Source organism: Mycetocola zhadangensis, assembly GCF_003668565.1.
GTDB lineage: Bacteria > Actinomycetota > Actinomycetes > Actinomycetales > Microbacteriaceae > Mycetocola_A > Mycetocola_A zhadangensis.
Genome location: NZ_RCWJ01000002.1, coordinates 623,541 through 640,528, shown reverse-complemented (window position 1 = coordinate 640,528; position 16,988 = coordinate 623,541). Strand labels below are relative to the sequence as shown.

The 16,988-nt window shown below is 65.1% G+C and carries 14 protein-coding genes; 10 read left to right on the top strand and 4 right to left on the bottom strand.

Going from position 1 to position 16,988, the window contains the following annotated elements; all coding sequences use genetic code 11:
* Nucleotides 1–71 precede the first annotated feature (71 nt).
* The 4 genes from D9V28_RS09625 to D9V28_RS09610 are packed head-to-tail and all read left to right on the top strand — an operon-like array spanning nucleotide 72 to nucleotide 4,263.
* Entirely contained in the window at nucleotides 72–857 is a 786-nt protein-coding gene (locus D9V28_RS09625; RefSeq protein ID WP_121659477.1) for a DeoR/GlpR family DNA-binding transcription regulator, read from the top strand.
* Nucleotides 854–1,852, top strand: a complete 999-nt coding sequence (locus D9V28_RS09620; RefSeq protein WP_121659476.1) for a 1-phosphofructokinase family hexose kinase — start codon at nucleotides 854–856, stop codon at nucleotides 1,850–1,852. Before D9V28_RS09625 ends, D9V28_RS09620 begins: the two co-directional genes overlap by 4 nt.
* A 54-nt stretch (nucleotides 1,853–1,906) precedes the next feature.
* Entirely contained in the window at nucleotides 1,907–3,952 is a 2,046-nt protein-coding gene (locus tag D9V28_RS09615; protein WP_121659475.1) for a PTS fructose transporter subunit IIABC, read from the top strand.
* A 41-nt stretch (nucleotides 3,953–3,993) separates the two neighbouring features.
* A complete protein-coding gene (locus D9V28_RS09610; RefSeq protein WP_121659474.1) occupies nucleotides 3,994–4,263 on the top strand; it encodes an HPr family phosphocarrier protein in 270 nt (89 codons plus the stop codon).
* Nucleotides 4,264–4,458: 195 nt separating this feature from the next.
* On the opposite strand, the gene D9V28_RS09605 is transcribed toward D9V28_RS09610, so the two are convergent.
* Both D9V28_RS09605 and D9V28_RS09600 read right to left on the bottom strand, forming a co-directional pair.
* Nucleotides 4,459–6,474 carry a hypothetical protein gene (locus D9V28_RS09605; RefSeq protein ID WP_229727837.1) on the bottom strand — a complete coding sequence of 672 codons (2,016 nt, stop codon included), beginning with the start codon at nucleotides 6,472–6,474 and terminating at the stop codon, nucleotides 4,459–4,461.
* Between the two features lie 110 nt (nucleotides 6,475–6,584).
* A complete protein-coding gene (locus D9V28_RS09600; RefSeq protein WP_121659472.1) occupies nucleotides 6,585–7,502 on the bottom strand; it encodes an AEC family transporter in 918 nt (305 codons plus the stop codon).
* Between the two features lie 129 nt (nucleotides 7,503–7,631).
* Between D9V28_RS09600 and D9V28_RS09595 the strand changes: the two genes are divergently transcribed.
* Nucleotides 7,632–8,450 carry an alpha/beta fold hydrolase gene (locus tag D9V28_RS09595; RefSeq protein ID WP_121659471.1) on the top strand — a complete coding sequence of 273 codons (819 nt, stop codon included), beginning with the start codon at nucleotides 7,632–7,634 and terminating at the stop codon, nucleotides 8,448–8,450.
* Nucleotides 8,451–8,469: 19 nt separating this feature from the next.
* Here D9V28_RS09595 and D9V28_RS09590 read toward each other — a convergent pair whose 3' ends face one another.
* Both D9V28_RS09590 and D9V28_RS09585 read right to left on the bottom strand, forming a co-directional pair.
* Nucleotides 8,470–9,855, bottom strand: coding sequence for a cryptochrome/photolyase family protein (locus tag D9V28_RS09590; protein WP_121659470.1), 1,386 nt, complete (start codon nucleotides 9,853–9,855; stop codon nucleotides 8,470–8,472).
* A complete protein-coding gene (locus tag D9V28_RS09585) occupies nucleotides 9,846–10,841 on the bottom strand; it encodes a magnesium and cobalt transport protein CorA (RefSeq protein WP_121659469.1) in 996 nt (331 codons plus the stop codon). Before D9V28_RS09585 ends, D9V28_RS09590 begins: the two co-directional genes overlap by 10 nt.
* Nucleotides 10,842–10,950: 109 nt before the next feature.
* Between D9V28_RS09585 and D9V28_RS09580 the strand changes: the two genes are divergently transcribed.
* The 5 genes from D9V28_RS09580 (at nucleotide 10,951) to D9V28_RS09560 (ending at nucleotide 16,931) form a co-directional block, all read left to right on the top strand.
* Complete coding sequence (locus tag D9V28_RS09580; protein ID WP_121659468.1) at nucleotides 10,951–11,859, top strand: ABC transporter ATP-binding protein; 909 nt, start codon at nucleotides 10,951–10,953, stop codon at nucleotides 11,857–11,859.
* Nucleotides 11,860–11,904: 45 nt separating this feature from the next.
* On the top strand, nucleotides 11,905–12,948 hold the full coding sequence (locus D9V28_RS09575; protein WP_121659467.1) for an aliphatic sulfonate ABC transporter substrate-binding protein: 1,044 nt from the start codon (nucleotides 11,905–11,907) through the stop codon (nucleotides 12,946–12,948).
* A 65-nt stretch (nucleotides 12,949–13,013) separates the two neighbouring features.
* On the top strand, nucleotides 13,014–13,940 hold the full coding sequence (locus D9V28_RS09570; RefSeq protein ID WP_121659466.1) for an ABC transporter permease: 927 nt from the start codon (nucleotides 13,014–13,016) through the stop codon (nucleotides 13,938–13,940).
* A 140-nt stretch (nucleotides 13,941–14,080) separates the two neighbouring features.
* Nucleotides 14,081–15,247 (top strand): Glu/Leu/Phe/Val dehydrogenase family protein, encoded by a 1,167-nt coding sequence (locus tag D9V28_RS09565; protein ID WP_121659465.1) that lies wholly within the window; start codon nucleotides 14,081–14,083, stop codon nucleotides 15,245–15,247.
* A gap of 265 nt (nucleotides 15,248–15,512) precedes the next feature.
* Entirely contained in the window at nucleotides 15,513–16,931 is a 1,419-nt protein-coding gene (locus D9V28_RS09560; protein ID WP_121659464.1) for a DUF6421 family protein, read from the top strand.
* Nucleotides 16,932–16,988: the final 57 nt, after the last annotated feature.

The window sequence follows — 16,988 nt, the reverse complement described above, 5'->3', positions numbered from 1 at the left end:
AAGATTCCGCTCCGGTTTCCAAAACGGCGAGCGAATTCCGGTTCAGAGAAGTCCGAAGGGTCAGCGTCGACATGTATGCCATCGAACGCCACGAGCGAATCGCCGAACTGCTTTCATCGAGCGGCCGCGTCACCGTGACCCAGCTCGCCGACTCGCTCGCGGTCACCGCGGAAACCGTTCGCCGCGATTTGGACCTCCTTGAACGACAGGGAGCGCTTCGCCGGGTCCACGGCGGTGCCGTCGCGTCTGGCAAGACCAGCCTCGTCGAGTCGACGGTTGCTGACCGCACCGGCCAGGCCCGCGAAGCGAAGCTCGCCATCGCCCGAGCCGCTTTCGCTCTCCTCGGCGACGACTTCCGCGGATCCATTCTGCTCGACGCCGGAACCACAACCGGAGCCCTCGCCGAACTCCTCGCCGACTGGCGCGGAGCCGGCACCTCCAGCCTCACGGTGATTACCAACTCAGTTCCGATCGCCGCCCTGCTTCACCACAACCCGGCAATCGACCTGCACCTGCTCGGCGGCAGCGTCCGCGGAGTCACCAGCGCCGCTGTCGGTGGAAGCACGATCGAGCAGCTCGCACACCTCCGCCCCGACATCGCGTTCCTCGGAGCAAACGGCATCTCCGCCGAGTTCGGCCTCAGCACCCCCGAGGAGCGTGAGGCATCGGTCAAGTCCGCCATGGTGCGCTCAGCCCGCCGAACTGTCGCCCTCGTTGACTCCTCCAAACTCGGCGACGAAGCGCTGTACCGGTTCGCCGAACTGCACGAACTCGACACCCTCATCTCCGACACCGACCCCATCGGCACCCTCTCGGCGGCACTCGACGCCGACGAGGTCGAGGTGATCGTCGCATGATTGTCACCGTCACCCTCAACCCGTCGTTCGACCGCACAATCGACCTCGATGCACCACTCGAGCGTGGCCAGGTGCAGCGCGCTGCCCGCGCGATCCAGGAGCCAGGCGGCAAGGGCGTCAACGTCTCACGCGCCCTGCACACCGCTGGCGTCTATACCCTGGCGATCCTGCCCGGTGCCGCGACAGATCCCATGGTTCTCGCGCTTCTCGCCGACCGCATTCCGGCCGAAACGGTTCCCGTCACCGCCGCCATCCGCTCAAACACGACGATCACCGAGCCGGGCGGAACCACCACCAAGCTCAACGAACCGGGAGCAGCCCTCTCCCCCGAAACCGCAACGGCCCTCCTCGACCTCATCGTCTCGAGATCAGCGGATGCCACGTGGCTGGTTCTCGCAGGATCCGTACCTCCAGGCCTCCCGACGGACTTCTACGCCCGCATCGTCCGCGAGGTCCGGAGTGCCGCTGACCGCAACGGGCTTGCCGCACCCCGCATTGCCGTCGACAGCTCGGGCGAACCACTCGCCGCGTTACTCGCGTCGGATCAGAACGTCGACCTGATCAAACCGAATGCCGAGGAACTGTTCGAGCTGGCCTCATCGCTCGGCATCGTCGTCCCGGACATCGACCCTGAATCGCTCGGCTTCGACGACGACACGGTTATCACAATCGCGGATCAGGTTCTCGAGCACGGCCTCGGCGCCGCTCTGATCACCCTGGGGTCTCGCGGCGCTGTGCTCGCTACTCCCACCGAGGTGCTGCGCGCAGCCGCACCCCGCATCGTTGCGCGCAGCACAGTCGGCGCTGGCGACTGCTCGCTCGCCGGCTTCCTGCTCGCGTCCGAACGAGGCGACGATGCCGCCGGCTGCCTCGCCCAGGCCGTCGCCCACGGCGCCGCGGCCGCATCCCTTCCAGGTTCCAGTGTTCCAACACTCGAACAGGCGGATTCCGGCACCATCGCCGTCACCCGCTCCCCCCGCGTACTCACCGAGTAACGCCCCTCCACCCACAACTTTCCCCTGCACCACCGCAACGAAGGAGTTTCGTTCATGACATCACTGATCACCCCGGAACTGGTCGTCCTCGACCAGGATCTCGGAACCGACCGCGCAACGGTCATCCGCACGCTCGCCACACTCGTCGTGAACAACGGTCGAGCCACCGACGTCGACGCCCTGTTCGCCGACGCATGGGACCGGGAGTCGAAGACGGACACCGGTATTCCCGGCGGTCTGGCCATTCCTCATTGCCGCTCAGAGGCCGTCACGGTTCCCACCCTGGCCATGGCGCGCCCGAACCCCGGCGTCGACTTCGGTTCGGACGACGGCCCCGCCGACCTGATTTTCTTCATCGCCGCTCCGGCTGGCGCGGACCAGGCCCACCTGCAATTGCTTTCCACCCTTGCCCGGTCGCTCATCCGTGAGGACTTCACCGACGCCTTGCGGAACGCTCCAACACCGCAGGCCATCGTTGACCTGGTAGACGGCGCCCTTGCACCGGCACAACCCGCGGCAGCCGCCGAACCGGCGGCCACACCGGCCGCTGGCGCCGGAGCATCCGCTTCTCTGGAAAACAACCGGCCCGTCCTCGTTGCGGTGACCGCCTGCCCAACCGGCATCGCGCACACCTACATGGCCGCCGATTCACTCGTCGCCGCGGCGAAGCGCGCTGGGGTCGACCTGCACGTTGAGACCCAGGGCTCGTCGAGTGTCACACCGCTGGACCCGGCGATCATCGCGAGTGCCTCAGCCGTGATCTTCGCCGTCGACGTCGACGTGCGTGACAAGGCCCGGTTCGCCGGGCTGCCGCTCGTTCAGTCGCCGGTGAAACGTGGGATTGATGAACCGGACAAGATGATCGCCGAGGCCCTGGCAGCGCCGAGCGACCCGAACGCCCGTCATGTCTCTGGCAGTGCAGCCGACGCGACGGCAACCGAAGACGCCCGCTCCGAGCACTTCGGCCAGAAGCTCAAGCGATACCTGCTCACCGGTGTCAGCTACATGATTCCGTTCGTCGCCGGTGGTGGTCTCCTGATCGCGCTCGGCTTCCTGCTCGCCGGGTACGAGATCACCGAGAGCGCGGGCAAGATCGTCCTGGACAACACGTTGCTCAACCTCCCAGACGGCGGACTCGGCGAGTACCTCGGCGCTGTCGCCTACGTCATCGGAAAGGCCTCGATGGCCTTCCTGGTTCCGGCGCTGGCGGGTTACATCGCCTACGCGATCGCCGACCGCCCCGGCATCGCCGTCGGATTCACTGCAGGAGCCGTCGCGCTCGTCATGAACGCCGGGTTCCTCGGTGGACTCATCGGTGGCCTCCTCGCCGGATTCATCGCGTGGGCCATCGGTCGACTCACCGTCCCCCGCTGGCTGCGCGGCCTCATGCCCGTCGTGATCATTCCACTTGTCGGTTCGATCTTCGCCTCCGGCCTCATGATCGTCGTACTCGGCGGCCCCATCGCCGCCCTGATGACTGGCCTCAGCACCTGGCTTTCCTCGCTGACGGGAGCATCGGCCATACTGCTCGGTGTGATCCTCGGAACGATGATGGCCATCGACCTCGGCGGCCCGGTCAACAAGGTTGCCTATGCCTTCGCCGTCGCAGGGCTCGGTGCCGCGTCGATCGACAACCAAGCACCGTGGGCCATCATGGCAACGGTCATGGCAGCCGGAATGGTGCCGCCGCTCGCTCTCGCCCTCGCAACGGTCATCGACCGCAAGCTGTTCAGCGCAGCGGAGCGTGAAAACGGCAAGGCGGCCTGGCTGCTCGGAGCCGCGTTCATCTCCGAGGGTGCCATTCCGTTCGCCGCAGCTGACCCGCTGCGCGTGATCCCCGCCGGCATCGTCGGCAGCGCGGTGACCGGTGCGATCGTCATGGGTACCGGCGTCACATCGCAGGCACCCCACGGCGGCATCTTCGTGTTCTTCGCCATCGGAAACGTCCTCATGTTCATCGTCGCCATCCTGGTCGGCGTGATCATCTCGGCGACCCTCGTCGTGCTCCTGAAGCGCTTCGTTCGGCGGCGTCCGGTTGCCGACGACACTTCGACAACGGATGCCACAACAATCGACGCGGGCGTTCCCGCGTCGGTCTGACCCGCTTGCTCCTCCCTCAATACGTCACAGTTAGGAAATTCATGTCAGAACGCACAGCAGTCATCGCCAGCCGCGTCGGCCTCCACGCTCGTCCGGCGTCGCTCTTCATCGACGCCGTGAAGCGGCAGCCCGTGAAGGTCACCATCGCAAAGGGGGACAGTGGTCCACTGAACGCGGCCAGCATTCTGTCGATCATGAGCCTCGGTGCATCGAACGGCGAAACCGTGACACTCGCTGCCGACGGTGAAGGAGCCGACGAGGCTCTCGCCGAGTTGGTCGCCCTGCTCGAAACGGACCTCGACGCCGAGTAGCCACTTTCGATCAACCCAAGGCCAGACGCACTCGACGTGCGTCTGGCCTTTGAGTTGCACGCGTCAGTTATGCGCCAGTGTCAGCTGCGTTGGCGAGCTGCCGCGATCGTGCGAGCGAGCGGCACGGGGGGGGGGGGGGGGGGGGGGGGGGGGGGGGGGGGGGGGGGGGGGGGGGATCGACCGAGCTGCGTTCAGCTACCCCTTGGTCACTATCGCGAATCCGCCGGGTTTCACGGTGATCTGCGCGACACCGCTGATGGCGTGTTCGGCGACGAGAGCGCCCTGCGCGTTATAGCTTTTCAGCGTTCCAGCGCCGCCGGCGGCGTTTACCGGAACTCGTTGGGCGACGGCGCTTGCCGAGTGAACCAGCTCGGTGCTCGCGTTCGAGCCAGCGAAGGTGAGCCGGGAAAAAAGTGGTCGCACGATCAGGGCGTCGACCCTCACCGGTCCGGCCAAAGCCGTCACGGAGACACTGGAGCTTTGGGGAGGAGCGGCGATGGGCAACGGTTGCGGAAGCAGGGCACCTGGGGCTGCAGTTATTCCCTGCTTTCCTGCACTGTGCTCGAGTACACCGAGCGGAACGTATTCGCTGCGCCACAGCGAACTGGCGTTTCCGTTCTCACCTGAAAGAACGACCGGGCTGATCAGGCGCTGCCCGGTCGACGAGGGAAGTGCAAAGGTCGCCGTGCGCCCTTCCGCCAGTTCCAGGTAGCCGGTTCCCGAGTATCGCGATTCGCCTGTGTCGGTTTCCTGAGGAGCAACGACCTTTCCGCTCGTCGACGAGGCCGCCTCCGCCTGCACGACGGTCGCGCCCTCCCTGGAGACGACAGTAGTCAGTCCGAGAGCACGAGCGCGGAGCTCAGGGTTCGCGTCAAGCGCGAGCATGGAGAGCTGTGCGTGGATTGTTGATTCCGCGCCACTGTTGCGGTTCACGGCACCGTCGGGCGCGACGCCGTCGAACACCACCCCGGTGGCTGGGTCGTAGGTTGGCTCGCCCGACGCGTTCGTGCCGAAGTACCAGCTGCCAAAGAGCGACGCGAGGTCGAGAAGGCCAGGCTTGCCCGCTGCCGCCGAAACGGCGATGAGTGATCGCAGGCGAGAGTCGACGCCGTAAGCGTTTTGAGTTCGATCGACTGGCGTGGGCTTCCACCCGTTGTCAGCACCTCCGGCGGTGAGCAAAATGGGGTCGAACACCGCCGAATCCGTGACTGCCGGTTCGAGCAGGGTTGCATCCTCGAGAACAGCAGATGCAGCGGCAAGCGCCGCAGGCATCTGGGAACCCTCCGCCTGCCACATCGACAGCGATTCGACGGACGGCAGAACAGCGCCGTACGGCCAGGTCCGGGCGTCACCTGAGCCGAGCGCCGCGATGCCCTCGGCCAGTTTGGCCGTGGCGGCACGAACTCGGTCGTCGTGAGCAGCCGCGGCCAGGTAGGCAGACAACCCGAGGACGGCTTCGGCACTGGCGTCTGCGGCGTTCGAGATCAACCACGCCGGGACTTGAGCGCCGTCGGCGGTGAGGTACTCGTCGTATCGCGTCAAAGGCTGACGGTCTAGAGCGGCCACCCCGAGTCGCAGTCGTTCCTGCAGAAAGGAGGCGAACGCGGGATCCACGTCGCGGAAGGCTGCGTAGCCCTCACCGAAGGCCCACAGCGCCCTGGCCGACCAAACGCTCTCGCTTGAGTCGGACGTGTCTGTCGGTGCTGCCGGTGCGGCGCCGGGATTGAGAGTGCCGTCCGGCTGCATCCACCTCACGACGTTGCCGGCATTCGAACCGGTCGCCGTCTGCAGGTATGCGGTCGAGCGGAGCAACTCGTAGGCGCTGCGCTGTGAGAACTCGTCACCGGACTGTGCCCAATGCCGCAGATATACAACCGCGGCGCGTGCTGTGTCATCGGCGTTGAAAGCCCCCTGCGCCCAATAGCCCGTCGCCGGGTCGAACTGGCCACCGCCACGGCGTTCGAATGCCCCACCGTCCCGGGCATCGGCATTCGCCCACGGCAACACAAGCTGGGGCTCCTCGGCAAGGCGCCAGGTGTCGTGTTCGCCGCTTGCTGCGGGAGCGACATCGTCGAGAAGGAAATCGAGGTGACCGACGTTGCTCAGGGGGAGAGTTTCGGCTGCCGCCGGGGCGGAGACACCGATGCCCGCAAGAAGTAGAGCTGTGCTCGCGAGTACAGCCAACAGGCGTCTGCCCATTACATTCGCCACGCTCCACACCTCCAGCCCCGTCGTTCGTCGAGGGTCACTCCTCGGTCGGAATGCGGTCAGCTTACGCGCTCGAGCCGGACATCGTGTGTACGGTTCCGTCGAGCGGGACTCTAGGTGAGGAGCAGTGACGCGACCAGGAGGACGGCGACTGAGCCGACCGTGGTCAACAGGATGGTGTCACGGGAGAGGATGACTCCGCGCGAATAGCGCTGCGCGTAGTTGAAGACGTTCTGGGCCGTCGGCAGTCCGGCAAGAACGACGACAGCGAAGAGCTCGTGCCCGGTGATGCCGAAACCAACCCCGATGAGCCAGGCGACAACGGGCATGATGGCCAGTTTGATCGTGGTGGCGAGCAAAACATCCCTTCGCCCGGATCCGGCCTGGAGGATTTTTGTACCGGAGAGAGACATACCGAAGTTCATCAGCATCAGCGGGAGCGCCGCTGCTCCGATGAGTCGGAATGGCTCGAATATCGGCTCCGGAACGGTGATGCCCGTGACAGAGACGAGCAGCCCCAGGAGCGAACCGATGATGATCGGGTTACGGAACGGCTGGGTGAGAATGCGGCCAACGGAGGCTTTGCCACCCGTTCCCAAATCGAGCAGCGTGAGTGCAACCGGAGCAAAGATGAGCATCTGCAGCAGGACCACCGGTGCCGAGTAGGTGGCGTCACCGAGAACGTAGACGGATACGGGGATTCCGATGTTGTTGGCATTGACGTAGCCGGAGGCCAGCGCGCCAATCGTTGCCTCGGGCATCTTGCGGCGCCACACGAGCACAGCGACCAGAAGGAAGACGCCGAACGCCGAGGTCGCCGCGAGGAGCGACACAACCAGCAACGGCGAGAATAGACGGTCCACCTCGGCCTCGGCCAACACGGTGAACAGCAGGCACGGCGACAACACGAAGAAGATCGCCCGGGCCATAACCTGTTGCCCGTGTTTGCCGAGCAGGTCGATACGTCCAACGAGATAGCCGACAGCGATGATGATGCCGATCACCACGAACCCCGTCAGAACCCCAGACATTTGTCCATTCTGACAGCACCGATGGCATCCGCTTGCCGTAAGAAGCCCGCGCGCCCCACCTGCCAGCCGCACTCCGCCCTCGAACGCGGTGCTCTAGCCAGCGGCTACTCGCCTGAGTAGTGTCGAAGAATGCCTCACCTCGATGTGCCGGGAGCCCGGCTGTACTACGAGACGGACGGTCACGCGGCCGACGAGCCGCTGCTTCTGGTTCACGCGGGCATTGCGACCCTGCGGATGTGGGACCCCATCGTTGAGGCACTGGCGGCAACCCACTATGTCGTTCGTTTTGACACGCGCGGATACGGCCAGACGACCTGCGGGCCGGACGCCTTCTCTGACCGGAATGACGCACGAGCGCTTCTTGACCACCTGGGAGTGCTGCGGCCGACGATTGTCGGCGCGTCACGAGGTGGCCGGATCGGGCTCGACATCGCCGTCGAAACCCCGGACCGGGTGGCGGGAATTGTCACCATCGGGTCGGGGCCGAGCGGGTTTCCCGAAGTCGAGCTCACCGACGCCGAAGACGAACTGTGCACACAGCTCGACGAAGCGTGGGAGGTGAGGGACCACAAGCGCATCGCCGATCTCGAGGTGAGGCTCTGGTCGATCGGCCCGTTGCGCAACGAGCGGGACCTGGACGAGGAGTTCGTTCGCACGGCGTTCGAGCTCAATCGGTTGAACCTCGGTCACCACGAAGACCAGATCGGCGAATCGACCGACCTGGAACCGCCAGCGTACGACCGCATCGTCGACCTCGATGTTCCGGCGCTCGTCACCGTCGGCGAGTTCGACATCACCAGGGCGCTCATTTCCTTCGAGTACCTGGCCGAGACGATCCCCAACGCCTCCCGTCACATCTTTCTCGACACCGCGCACCTGCCGAGCGTTGAACATCCGCAGGAATTTCTCGCGGTGCTGAGCCCGTGGCTGTCAGACCACGGGCTCTGAACCCACGTTTTTCCGGCGCTCAGTCGGCAGCGCGCTTGACCCTGTCGTATGCGGCGAGCGCCGCTTTGCGGGTTTCCGCGAGGTCCACGATCGGTTCGGGGTATGCGTCGGTTCCCCACTCGGGCACATTCTGGCGAATGTACTCCCCGTGCGGGTCAAACTTTTTGGCCTGCAGTTCGGGATTGAAGACGCGGAAGTATGGCGCGGCATCCGCTCCTGAACCGGCCACCCACTGCCAGTTGAACCCGTTCGCCGCTGAATCGGCGTCAACGAGGGTGTCCCAGAACCAACGTTCACCCTCACGCCAGTCAATGAGCAGGTTCTTCGTGAGGAAAGACGCCACCACCATGCGAACCCGGTTGTGCATGGCACCGGTCCGCCACAGTTCACGCATGCCAGCGTCGACGATCGGGATACCCGTCCGACCTTGCTGCCAGGCGGCGAGCGCCTCTTCATTGAGCGGGGGCCACGGGAACGCGTCAAAACTCGATCGCCAGTTCGAGGTCGCAAGATCCGGAGCAGCGAACAGCACGTGGTAACAAAACTCGCGCCAGCCGAGTTCCGTCAGAAAGCGAGAAGCACCGGCAGCTTCCCGCGAACTCGCCCCGCGTCGAACCAGGTCGGTTTCGGCCCACACCCGGTGCGGGCTGATCTCGCCCCAGCGCAGGTGCGGCGAGAGCCCCGACGTCGCCGACTGCGCCGGCAGGTCGCGCTCATCGTCGTACGCGGCGAGCTTCTCGGTCAGGAACTCATTCAACAGACGATGAGCGGATGCCTCTCCCGGCTGCCATGCCTCACGGAGTCCCCCGGCCCAGTCGGGTCGAGTCGGCTCGAGTTCCCACGTCTCCAGCAGATCGGTGGCAACGTTTCTCTCCCAGCCGGTCAGCGTTTCGGGTTCATCGAGCGGTGCCCGCGGAGGCGGACTGGAGAGGCAGGCTCGCCAGAACGGCGTGAAAACGGAATACGGAGTACCGGAGCCGGTCGTGATCGTCCACGGTTCGAAGAGCAACGCGGCCGCGAAGCTGGTGACCTCTACGCCGTCCGCGCGCAGACCGGCCTTGATCCCTGAGTCGACCTGCCGTTCGGCCGCACCGTAGCGGCGGTTCCAGAACACCGCCTCGGCACCGAGCTCCTGCACGAGGCGAGGGATCTCGTCGCCGGCAGCTCCCCGGCGAAGAACGAGCTGGACGCCCAGGTCGCCGAGCGACCGTGACAGTGCGGTGAGGCTCTGGTGCAGCCACCACCGTGCGGCGCCACCGAGCGGACGAACCCCTGGCGACACGTCATCGAGCAGGTAGATCGCGACGATTGGTCGACCGGACTCGGAGGCCGCGGTGAGTGCGGGGTTGTCGTCGAGCCGCAGGTCCTCTCGGAACCAGACGAGCGCCGGGGCGTTTACAGCCATTTGTTCCTCTTGAAGATGATGTAGAGCACCAACCCGCTCCCGAACATGAGAGCGAGCGCAAATGGGTATCCCCATACCCATTCCAGTTCCGGCATGTGCCGGAAATTCATTCCATAGATCGATCCGATAATCGACGGCGCGAAGAAGATCGCGGCCCAGCTCGAGATGCGCTTGACCTGCTCGCTCTGCGCGAAGCTCGCCTCATTCTGGCGCTGGCCGACGAGCGCCGTGTTCACGGTGAGCGCGTTTTGCAGCAGGGCGCGGAATGCCGCAGCGCGCTCCACCACCCGAAGCACATGGTCGTGCACGTCACGCAGGTACCGGCGCAGCTCGACGGGGACACCGTACTTGTCTGCTCCGTCGCCCAGAGACTCGAAGATACCCACAAGCGGCTGGGTTGCCCGCTGGAACTCGATCACCTCTCGGCTGAGCGCGTAGATTCGCTTCGACGACTCCTGCCCGCCGGAAAACAGCGCGTCCTCGATCTCCTCGATGTCATTCTCCAGTCCGGCAATCACCGGCGCGTATCCGTCGACGATCTCGTCGATGACCGCGTACAACACCGACTCGGGCCCCATCGCAAGGAGGTCGGCATCACCTTCGAGGCGTTTGCGGATGCCGGCGATGTCGGGAGTCTCCGCGTGCCGGATGGTGACGGCAAAGTCCTTGCCGACGACGACGTGAACCTCGCCGAACTCGACGCGCTCATCTGCATCGATGTACCGAGCTGCCTTGAACACGGCGAACAGGGTGTCGCCGTACCGTTCCATCTTCGGTCGCTGGTGACCGGAAAGAGTGTCCTCAACCATCAGCGAGTGCAGCCCGAACTCCGCGGCGACAGAGTTCACTTCGTCCTGGTCCGGCCGGTACAAACCGATCCAGGCCATGCCGCCCTTCTCCTGCAAGACCTCGTAGGTGGCGTCGAGGCTCGGCGGGGTCGCCACCCGGCTGCCGCCGAGGTAGACGGCGTTATCCACGACGACCATGGTTCATCCTTCCGCCCGCAGTGTTACGGAGTGTTTCAGCCCATCTGATGTGATTTGGCGCATGTCAGTAGCGTGAAACCACCCGAATTCTCGCTCTGAGGAGCAACCTATGACATCTTCGCGCTTGACCGCTGGTCCGCAGGGGGCCTTGCGCGCCGTGTCGAATTCAGCCAAGGGCCCTGAGTTTGAGACAACGGATGCTGCGCTGACGGTTTCATTTGCCGGAATCGGTCGCACTTTCCCCGGCGAACGCGGTCAGGGCCGTTCCGTTCTTCGCGATATCTCCCTCGATGTGAAAGCCGGAGAGGTGCTCGCGATCCTGGGAACAAGCGGCTGCGGAAAATCGACGCTGCTCCGAATCGCCGGTGGTCTTGACTCGGCAACGACCGGTGACATTCTCATCGACGGCAGACCGGTCACTCCATTCGACGCTCGCACGGCCGTCGGTTTCCAGGAACCCCGCCTGCTGCCCTGGCGGAGCGTCGCAGACAACGTTGCGCTCGGTCTTGTCCGCGGCACACCGAAAACCGAAGGTGCCGCCCGGGTGGCGAACCTCATCGACCTCGTCGGCCTCGGAGCCTTTGCGGGGCACCGCCCCCGGCAGATCTCCGGTGGAATGGCGCAGCGCGCCTCCCTGGCTCGGGCGCTCGCCCGCAACCCGGGGGTTCTCCTCCTGGACGAACCGTTCGGGGCGCTCGACGCCCTCACTCGCCTGAAGATGCAGGATCTTCTGCTGGACGTGCACGCCGCGGCTCCAACCACTGTGCTGCTCGTCACTCACGACGTCGACGAGGCGCTGCAGCTCGCCGACCGCATCATCCTCCTCGGCCGCAAGGACGGTGAGGAAGGTTCGTCGATCGCCCAGGAGATCGTCGTCCCTGGCCACCGACCCCGCGACCGCGGGTCAGCCGAACTTGCCGAGCTGCGCGGCCGCCTCCTCGCAGGCCTCGGTATCGACCGCCACGGTGAAGCCCGCGGTGTCGAAAAGACAACGGCGATGCCGACCTTCCCGTATTGACCCCCACCTGCTCCACTCCACTTCGTCCAACTAAAGGAACAGCTCATGGCTCGCTCACGATTTTCCCTGGCGGCACTTGTCGCCGGTGCCGCAACAGCGGCGCTTCTCCTCACCGGCTGCGTGGCAGGCGAAGGCCAGGCCGCCAGCGCGGCTAAAGACGACGGCAGCACAACGGTGACGGAGGGCGGAACCCTCAACATCGACTTCGCCACCTACAACCCGCTCTCGCTGATCATCAAGGAGAAGGGCTGGCTCGAAGACGCCCTCGCTGACCAGGACGTCTCTGTCAACTGGGTGCAGTCCGCCGGCTCGAACAAAGCCAACGAGGCGCTTCGCGCCAATGCGATCGACGTCGGGTCGACAGCCGGGTCGGCCGCGCTCCTTGCCAGGTCCAACGGTTCACCGATCCAGGTCATCGACATCTATTCGCAGCCCGAGTGGGCAGCACTCGTCGTCGGACCGAACTCGACGATCACCGACGTCGCCGAGCTCAAGGGCAAGAAGATCGCCGCGACCAAGGGCACCGACCCCTACTTCTTCCTGCTGCAGACGCTCGAAGACGCTGGGCTCACCCCCGAGGACGTCACCATCGAGAACCTGCAGCACGCCGACGGCTGGGCGGCGCTGCAGAACGGTTCGGTCGACGCCTGGAGCGGACTGGACCCGATCATGGCCAACGCCGAAGAGGCGGGCGCCAAGCTGATCTACCGCAACGTCGACTTCAACACCTACGGTTTCCTCAACGCGACCGAAAGCTTCCTGAAGGAGAAGCCGGACCTGGCACAGGCTGTCGTGAACGCGTATGAGCACGCCCGAGCATGGGCAGCCGAGAATGAGGAAGAGGCTGCACAGATCCTCGCGACGGTGGCCGGACTCGACCTTCCCGTTGCAACGCGCGTGATCTCCGAACGTTCGAACCTCGATGTCGACCCGGTTCCCGGGGACGCGCAGACCGATGTGCTTGGGATTGTCGGCCCAATCTTCGTCGAAACCAACGACGTCGCAAGCCAGGACGCCGTCGACGAAGCGCTCGACACCATCATCAACGACGAATTCATCACCCAGGCCGACCCCGACGCGATCGGTTAGTCGTCCGTAGTGGAGGCGCGTGGCATCCGTCTCCACTTCTTCTCGTTTTCCAGGCAGGAATTTTCATGACTCACACCGACAAGCTGACAACGGCAGACGAGGTTCGCGCTGGCGTCGCTTCGTCAGCGGGGTTATCGAGCGAGCAGCCTGTCGCGGTGCGAGCGCGACCGTCGGTTGCCGCTCGCACCGAGGCATCCGCTCGCCGTGAGGATTCCGCGCGCGGGCGCGTCCCGCTGACCCGCCGCACCTGGTTCGTGATCGTCGGTGGTTCGCTGCTGCCGCTGCTGTTGCTGGCGATCTGGCAGGCGGTGACCGCCCTCGGTCTCGTCAGCGCGTCACAGCTTCCGTCGCCGGCATCGGTCTGGACCGCCGGGGTTGACCTGCTGCAGCGCGGACTGCTCGGTCAATACGCGGCGATCTCGACGCAGCGTGTACTGATCGGTTTCGCCATCGGAGCCTTGCTCGGACTGATTCTCGGCGCGATTGTGGGGTTGTCTCGACTGGCCGACATCCTGATCGCACCCACCCTCGGCGCGATTCGTGCGGTTCCGTCACTCGCGTGGATTCCACTGCTCATCCTGTGGCTCAAGATCGGCGAGGAATCGAAGATCACGCTGATCGCGATCGGTGCATTCTTTCCCGTTTACACAACGGTGTCTGCCGCGCTCCGCCATGTCGATCGTCAGCTCGTCGAGGCAGGGCGGGCGTTCGGCTACAACGGGGTCCGCCTCTTCTCCACCGTGCAACTGCCGGCCGTTCTGCCGTCTGTGGTGTCCGGGCTGCGCCTCGCTCTGGCACAATCATGGCTCTTCCTCGTCGCCGCTGAGTTGATCGCGTCATCCATGGGACTTGGCTTCCTGCTCATCGACTCGCAAAACAACGGCCGGATCGACCGCATCATCCTCGCGATCATCCTGCTTGCCGTGCTCGGCAAGGTGACCGACTCCCTCGTCGGACTCTTCGAGCGCTGGGTGAACAAACGCTGGAGCTGAACCCTGACGGCGGGTCTGATGCCCCTTGCCACCGGGTCCCTGTGCTGGTGTGATGGAACCAGGTGATTTGCCGCGCTACCCGCGCACCGAATCGCCGCCCCGACCCGGGACACCCACATCACCCACAAGGAGATCTGACAATGACGTCTTTTTCATCCGGTGCGTCTCTCGACGCCCTGCACTCCCCCTCCCTCGACCACGAAACCGTGCTGATCACCCGCGGCAATCGATCCGGGCTCACAATCAGCGTCGCGGTCCACTCCACCCGGCTCGGCTCAGCCCTCGGCGGCGCCCGGGTCTGGCACTACGACTCCTGGCTCGACGCCGTCGACGATTCGCTTCGACTTTCGGCCGGGATGACCCTCAAGAATGCGGCGGCGGGGCTTGCCCGTGGCGGCGGCAAGTCGGTCGTGTTCATCCCCAACGGCACAACGCTCGACGCTGAGCGCAAACGCCTCGCCATGCTCGACCTCGGCGATGCCGTCGAGAGCCTGGGCGGCAGCTACCAGACGGCGGAGGACGTCGGCACAAGTGCCGCGGACATGGCAGTCGTGGCCGAACGAACCGCTCATGTCTGCGGGCTGCCCGCCGACAGGGGCGGAGTCGGCGAGCCAAGCGACGCCACGGCGCAGGGCGTGTTCTCGAGCATTGTTGCCACACTCGAAACGGTCACAGGGAGCCCGTTGCTTTCCGGTCGACGGGCGACCATCTCGGGGCTCGGCCAGGTGGGATCACGGCTCGCACGGCGGTTGAGCGAGGAAGGCATGTCACTCATCGTCACCGACGTGAATCCGGCGAGACGTGCGTTCGCTGAGGAGATTCATGCCAGCTGGATCGCCCCAGGCGACGAGCACCTTTTCGAGACGGACGTGTTCGTACCGTGTGGCGTCGGCGGTGCTTTGACGCACGACGTCATCGCGCAGTTGCGGTGCGCGGCCGTCGTCGGTGCAGCGAACAATCAGTTCGCCGATGCTGACGGGGCTGAACTCCTCGCCGAGCGCGGGATCCTCTGGGCGCCGGACTTCATTGCGAACGCCGGAGGTGTGATCTACCTCGACATGGCGTCGAAGCCGGGTGCGGACCGGGCCGCAATCCTCGGTCGCGTCGACGACATCGGCCACACGCTCAAGGCTGTGTTCCGTGATGCCGCCGCACGGTCAGTCACAACGCTGGCCGCCGCGGAGAAACTCGCGATCGACCGGCTCGACGCGGCCCAGGCTCCAGCAACATCGACCGAGGCCGCGCACCACGTTCGCGCCGCTCGGGGCGTAGCGGCGACGACGGGTCAGTTTCTGCAGCCGGCATAGATCGGGCGTGAGGTCGAGCCGAGTGAACACTCGGGCGCTCACGGCAGTTGCCGTGGCATCCGTTCTGCCTCGAAATCGTGTGCCGCCCACGCCCGAATGCGGAGACCTTGAGCGCCGCCTGTTCCGTGGCTTACCCAGCGCACGCAGTTAACCTGCGCGCCGGTGTGATTTCCCGCAGCCAACGCTCGCAGGAGGCAAAGAAACGCTCCCACTGCGCCGGATACGCTCGAGACACACCGTTTGCAACGACGCCGGGAGGGTTGTTATGTCTGAAATTCACGCACAAGTGATCGTTGGCGAGCCCGAGGTCGTTGAAGACCGCGACCTGGCCATGCACCCGGCCTGGCTTCGTCTCAAGGACGCCGCTGTGAGCATCCGCCCGCTTCAAGTCAAGGACGGATCAATTCCCGAAGCGGATGCCCATGGTGCAGCACACGAACTCGTCACGACGATCGTCGGTGCGGTTCGTGAGCTGGCTCCGCTGTTTCCCTGGGACGCCGAGTATCTCGACGCCGTTGTGATCGACTTCGAACGCTGGGCGGCCGAGGACTTTGGGGTGCCCGACTTCTACGACTCGCTTCGAGCGTTCCAGCCGCAGCAGCACCGCATCGACGGGCGCAAGCACCTGGTGATGTTTCCGATGTACACGCAGAACGGGTCGACCGACCGGCTCGTTGAGGCTGTGCTCGTTGAAGTGGTCTGGCCGGTCTTCGTCGCCGAGCTCGAGGCCGGGGAGTACTCAAACAAGCTGTTTGTTCCAATCCGGTTTCTCGACTTTACGCCGGGGTACGACACCAACTCCGCTGTGTTGTTTCCGGAGACCGTCGCGATGCGCGCGATCCCGACCTTCACCTGGGGTGCGATCTTCGCCGACCGTGAGGCCGCGAGGTTCCGGCGGGTCGTGAAAGCGGCCGCCGACATCACGAAGCTTGAGTTGCCTGCCGACGCGCAGGCGCTGCTCGAGAGCCAGGAGCTCGCCGAGGAGACCTTCGTGATGTGGGACCTCATCCACGACCGCACGCACATGCGCGGCGACCTTCCGTTCGACCCGTTCATGATCAAACAGCGAATGCCGTTCTTCCTCTACTCGCTCGAGGAGTTGCGCTGCGACCTGACGGCGTTCCGTGAATCGGTGAAGCTCGAACGAACCCTGTCTGCGCAGAGCCCGGCCGAGCTCACCGAAGCGGAGACCGAGATCCTCGCCCACGCGAAACTCGTGCAGTACGCCGTGATCTTCGACCGAATCTTCCGGTTCGCGCTCACCGGCAGCAGGGTGCGCAACTACGACGGGCTCGGCGGCCAGCTGCTGTTCGCGTGGCTGCACCAGCACCACGTGCTTCACTGGACAGACACAGCGCTCACCATCGACTGGGCTGACGTGCCCGACGTTGTGGTCGCGCTCGGCAATGCGATCGACGAGCTCTACTGGCGCTCGATCGACCGGCCGAAGGTCGCGCACTGGCTCGCCGCGTACGACCTCGTGTCGAGCACGCTCGAACCGCACCCCGCCTCGGCGTGGGCGCGCGGCCTGCCCGACGACGTCCTGACCGGTGCTCCGAAGGGTTACACCGACCTGGTGAGAGACGACGAGTTCCCGCTCAGCATGTTTTACGAGGCACTCTCAAAGAAGATGAGCGACGTGATCGAGTCGACGGCGGGTATCACCGGGACCACGGGCAATTAGGAGGCTGTTTTCGAGAACGGATGCTCCGGCATCCGTTCTCGAAAACACAGCTCGGTT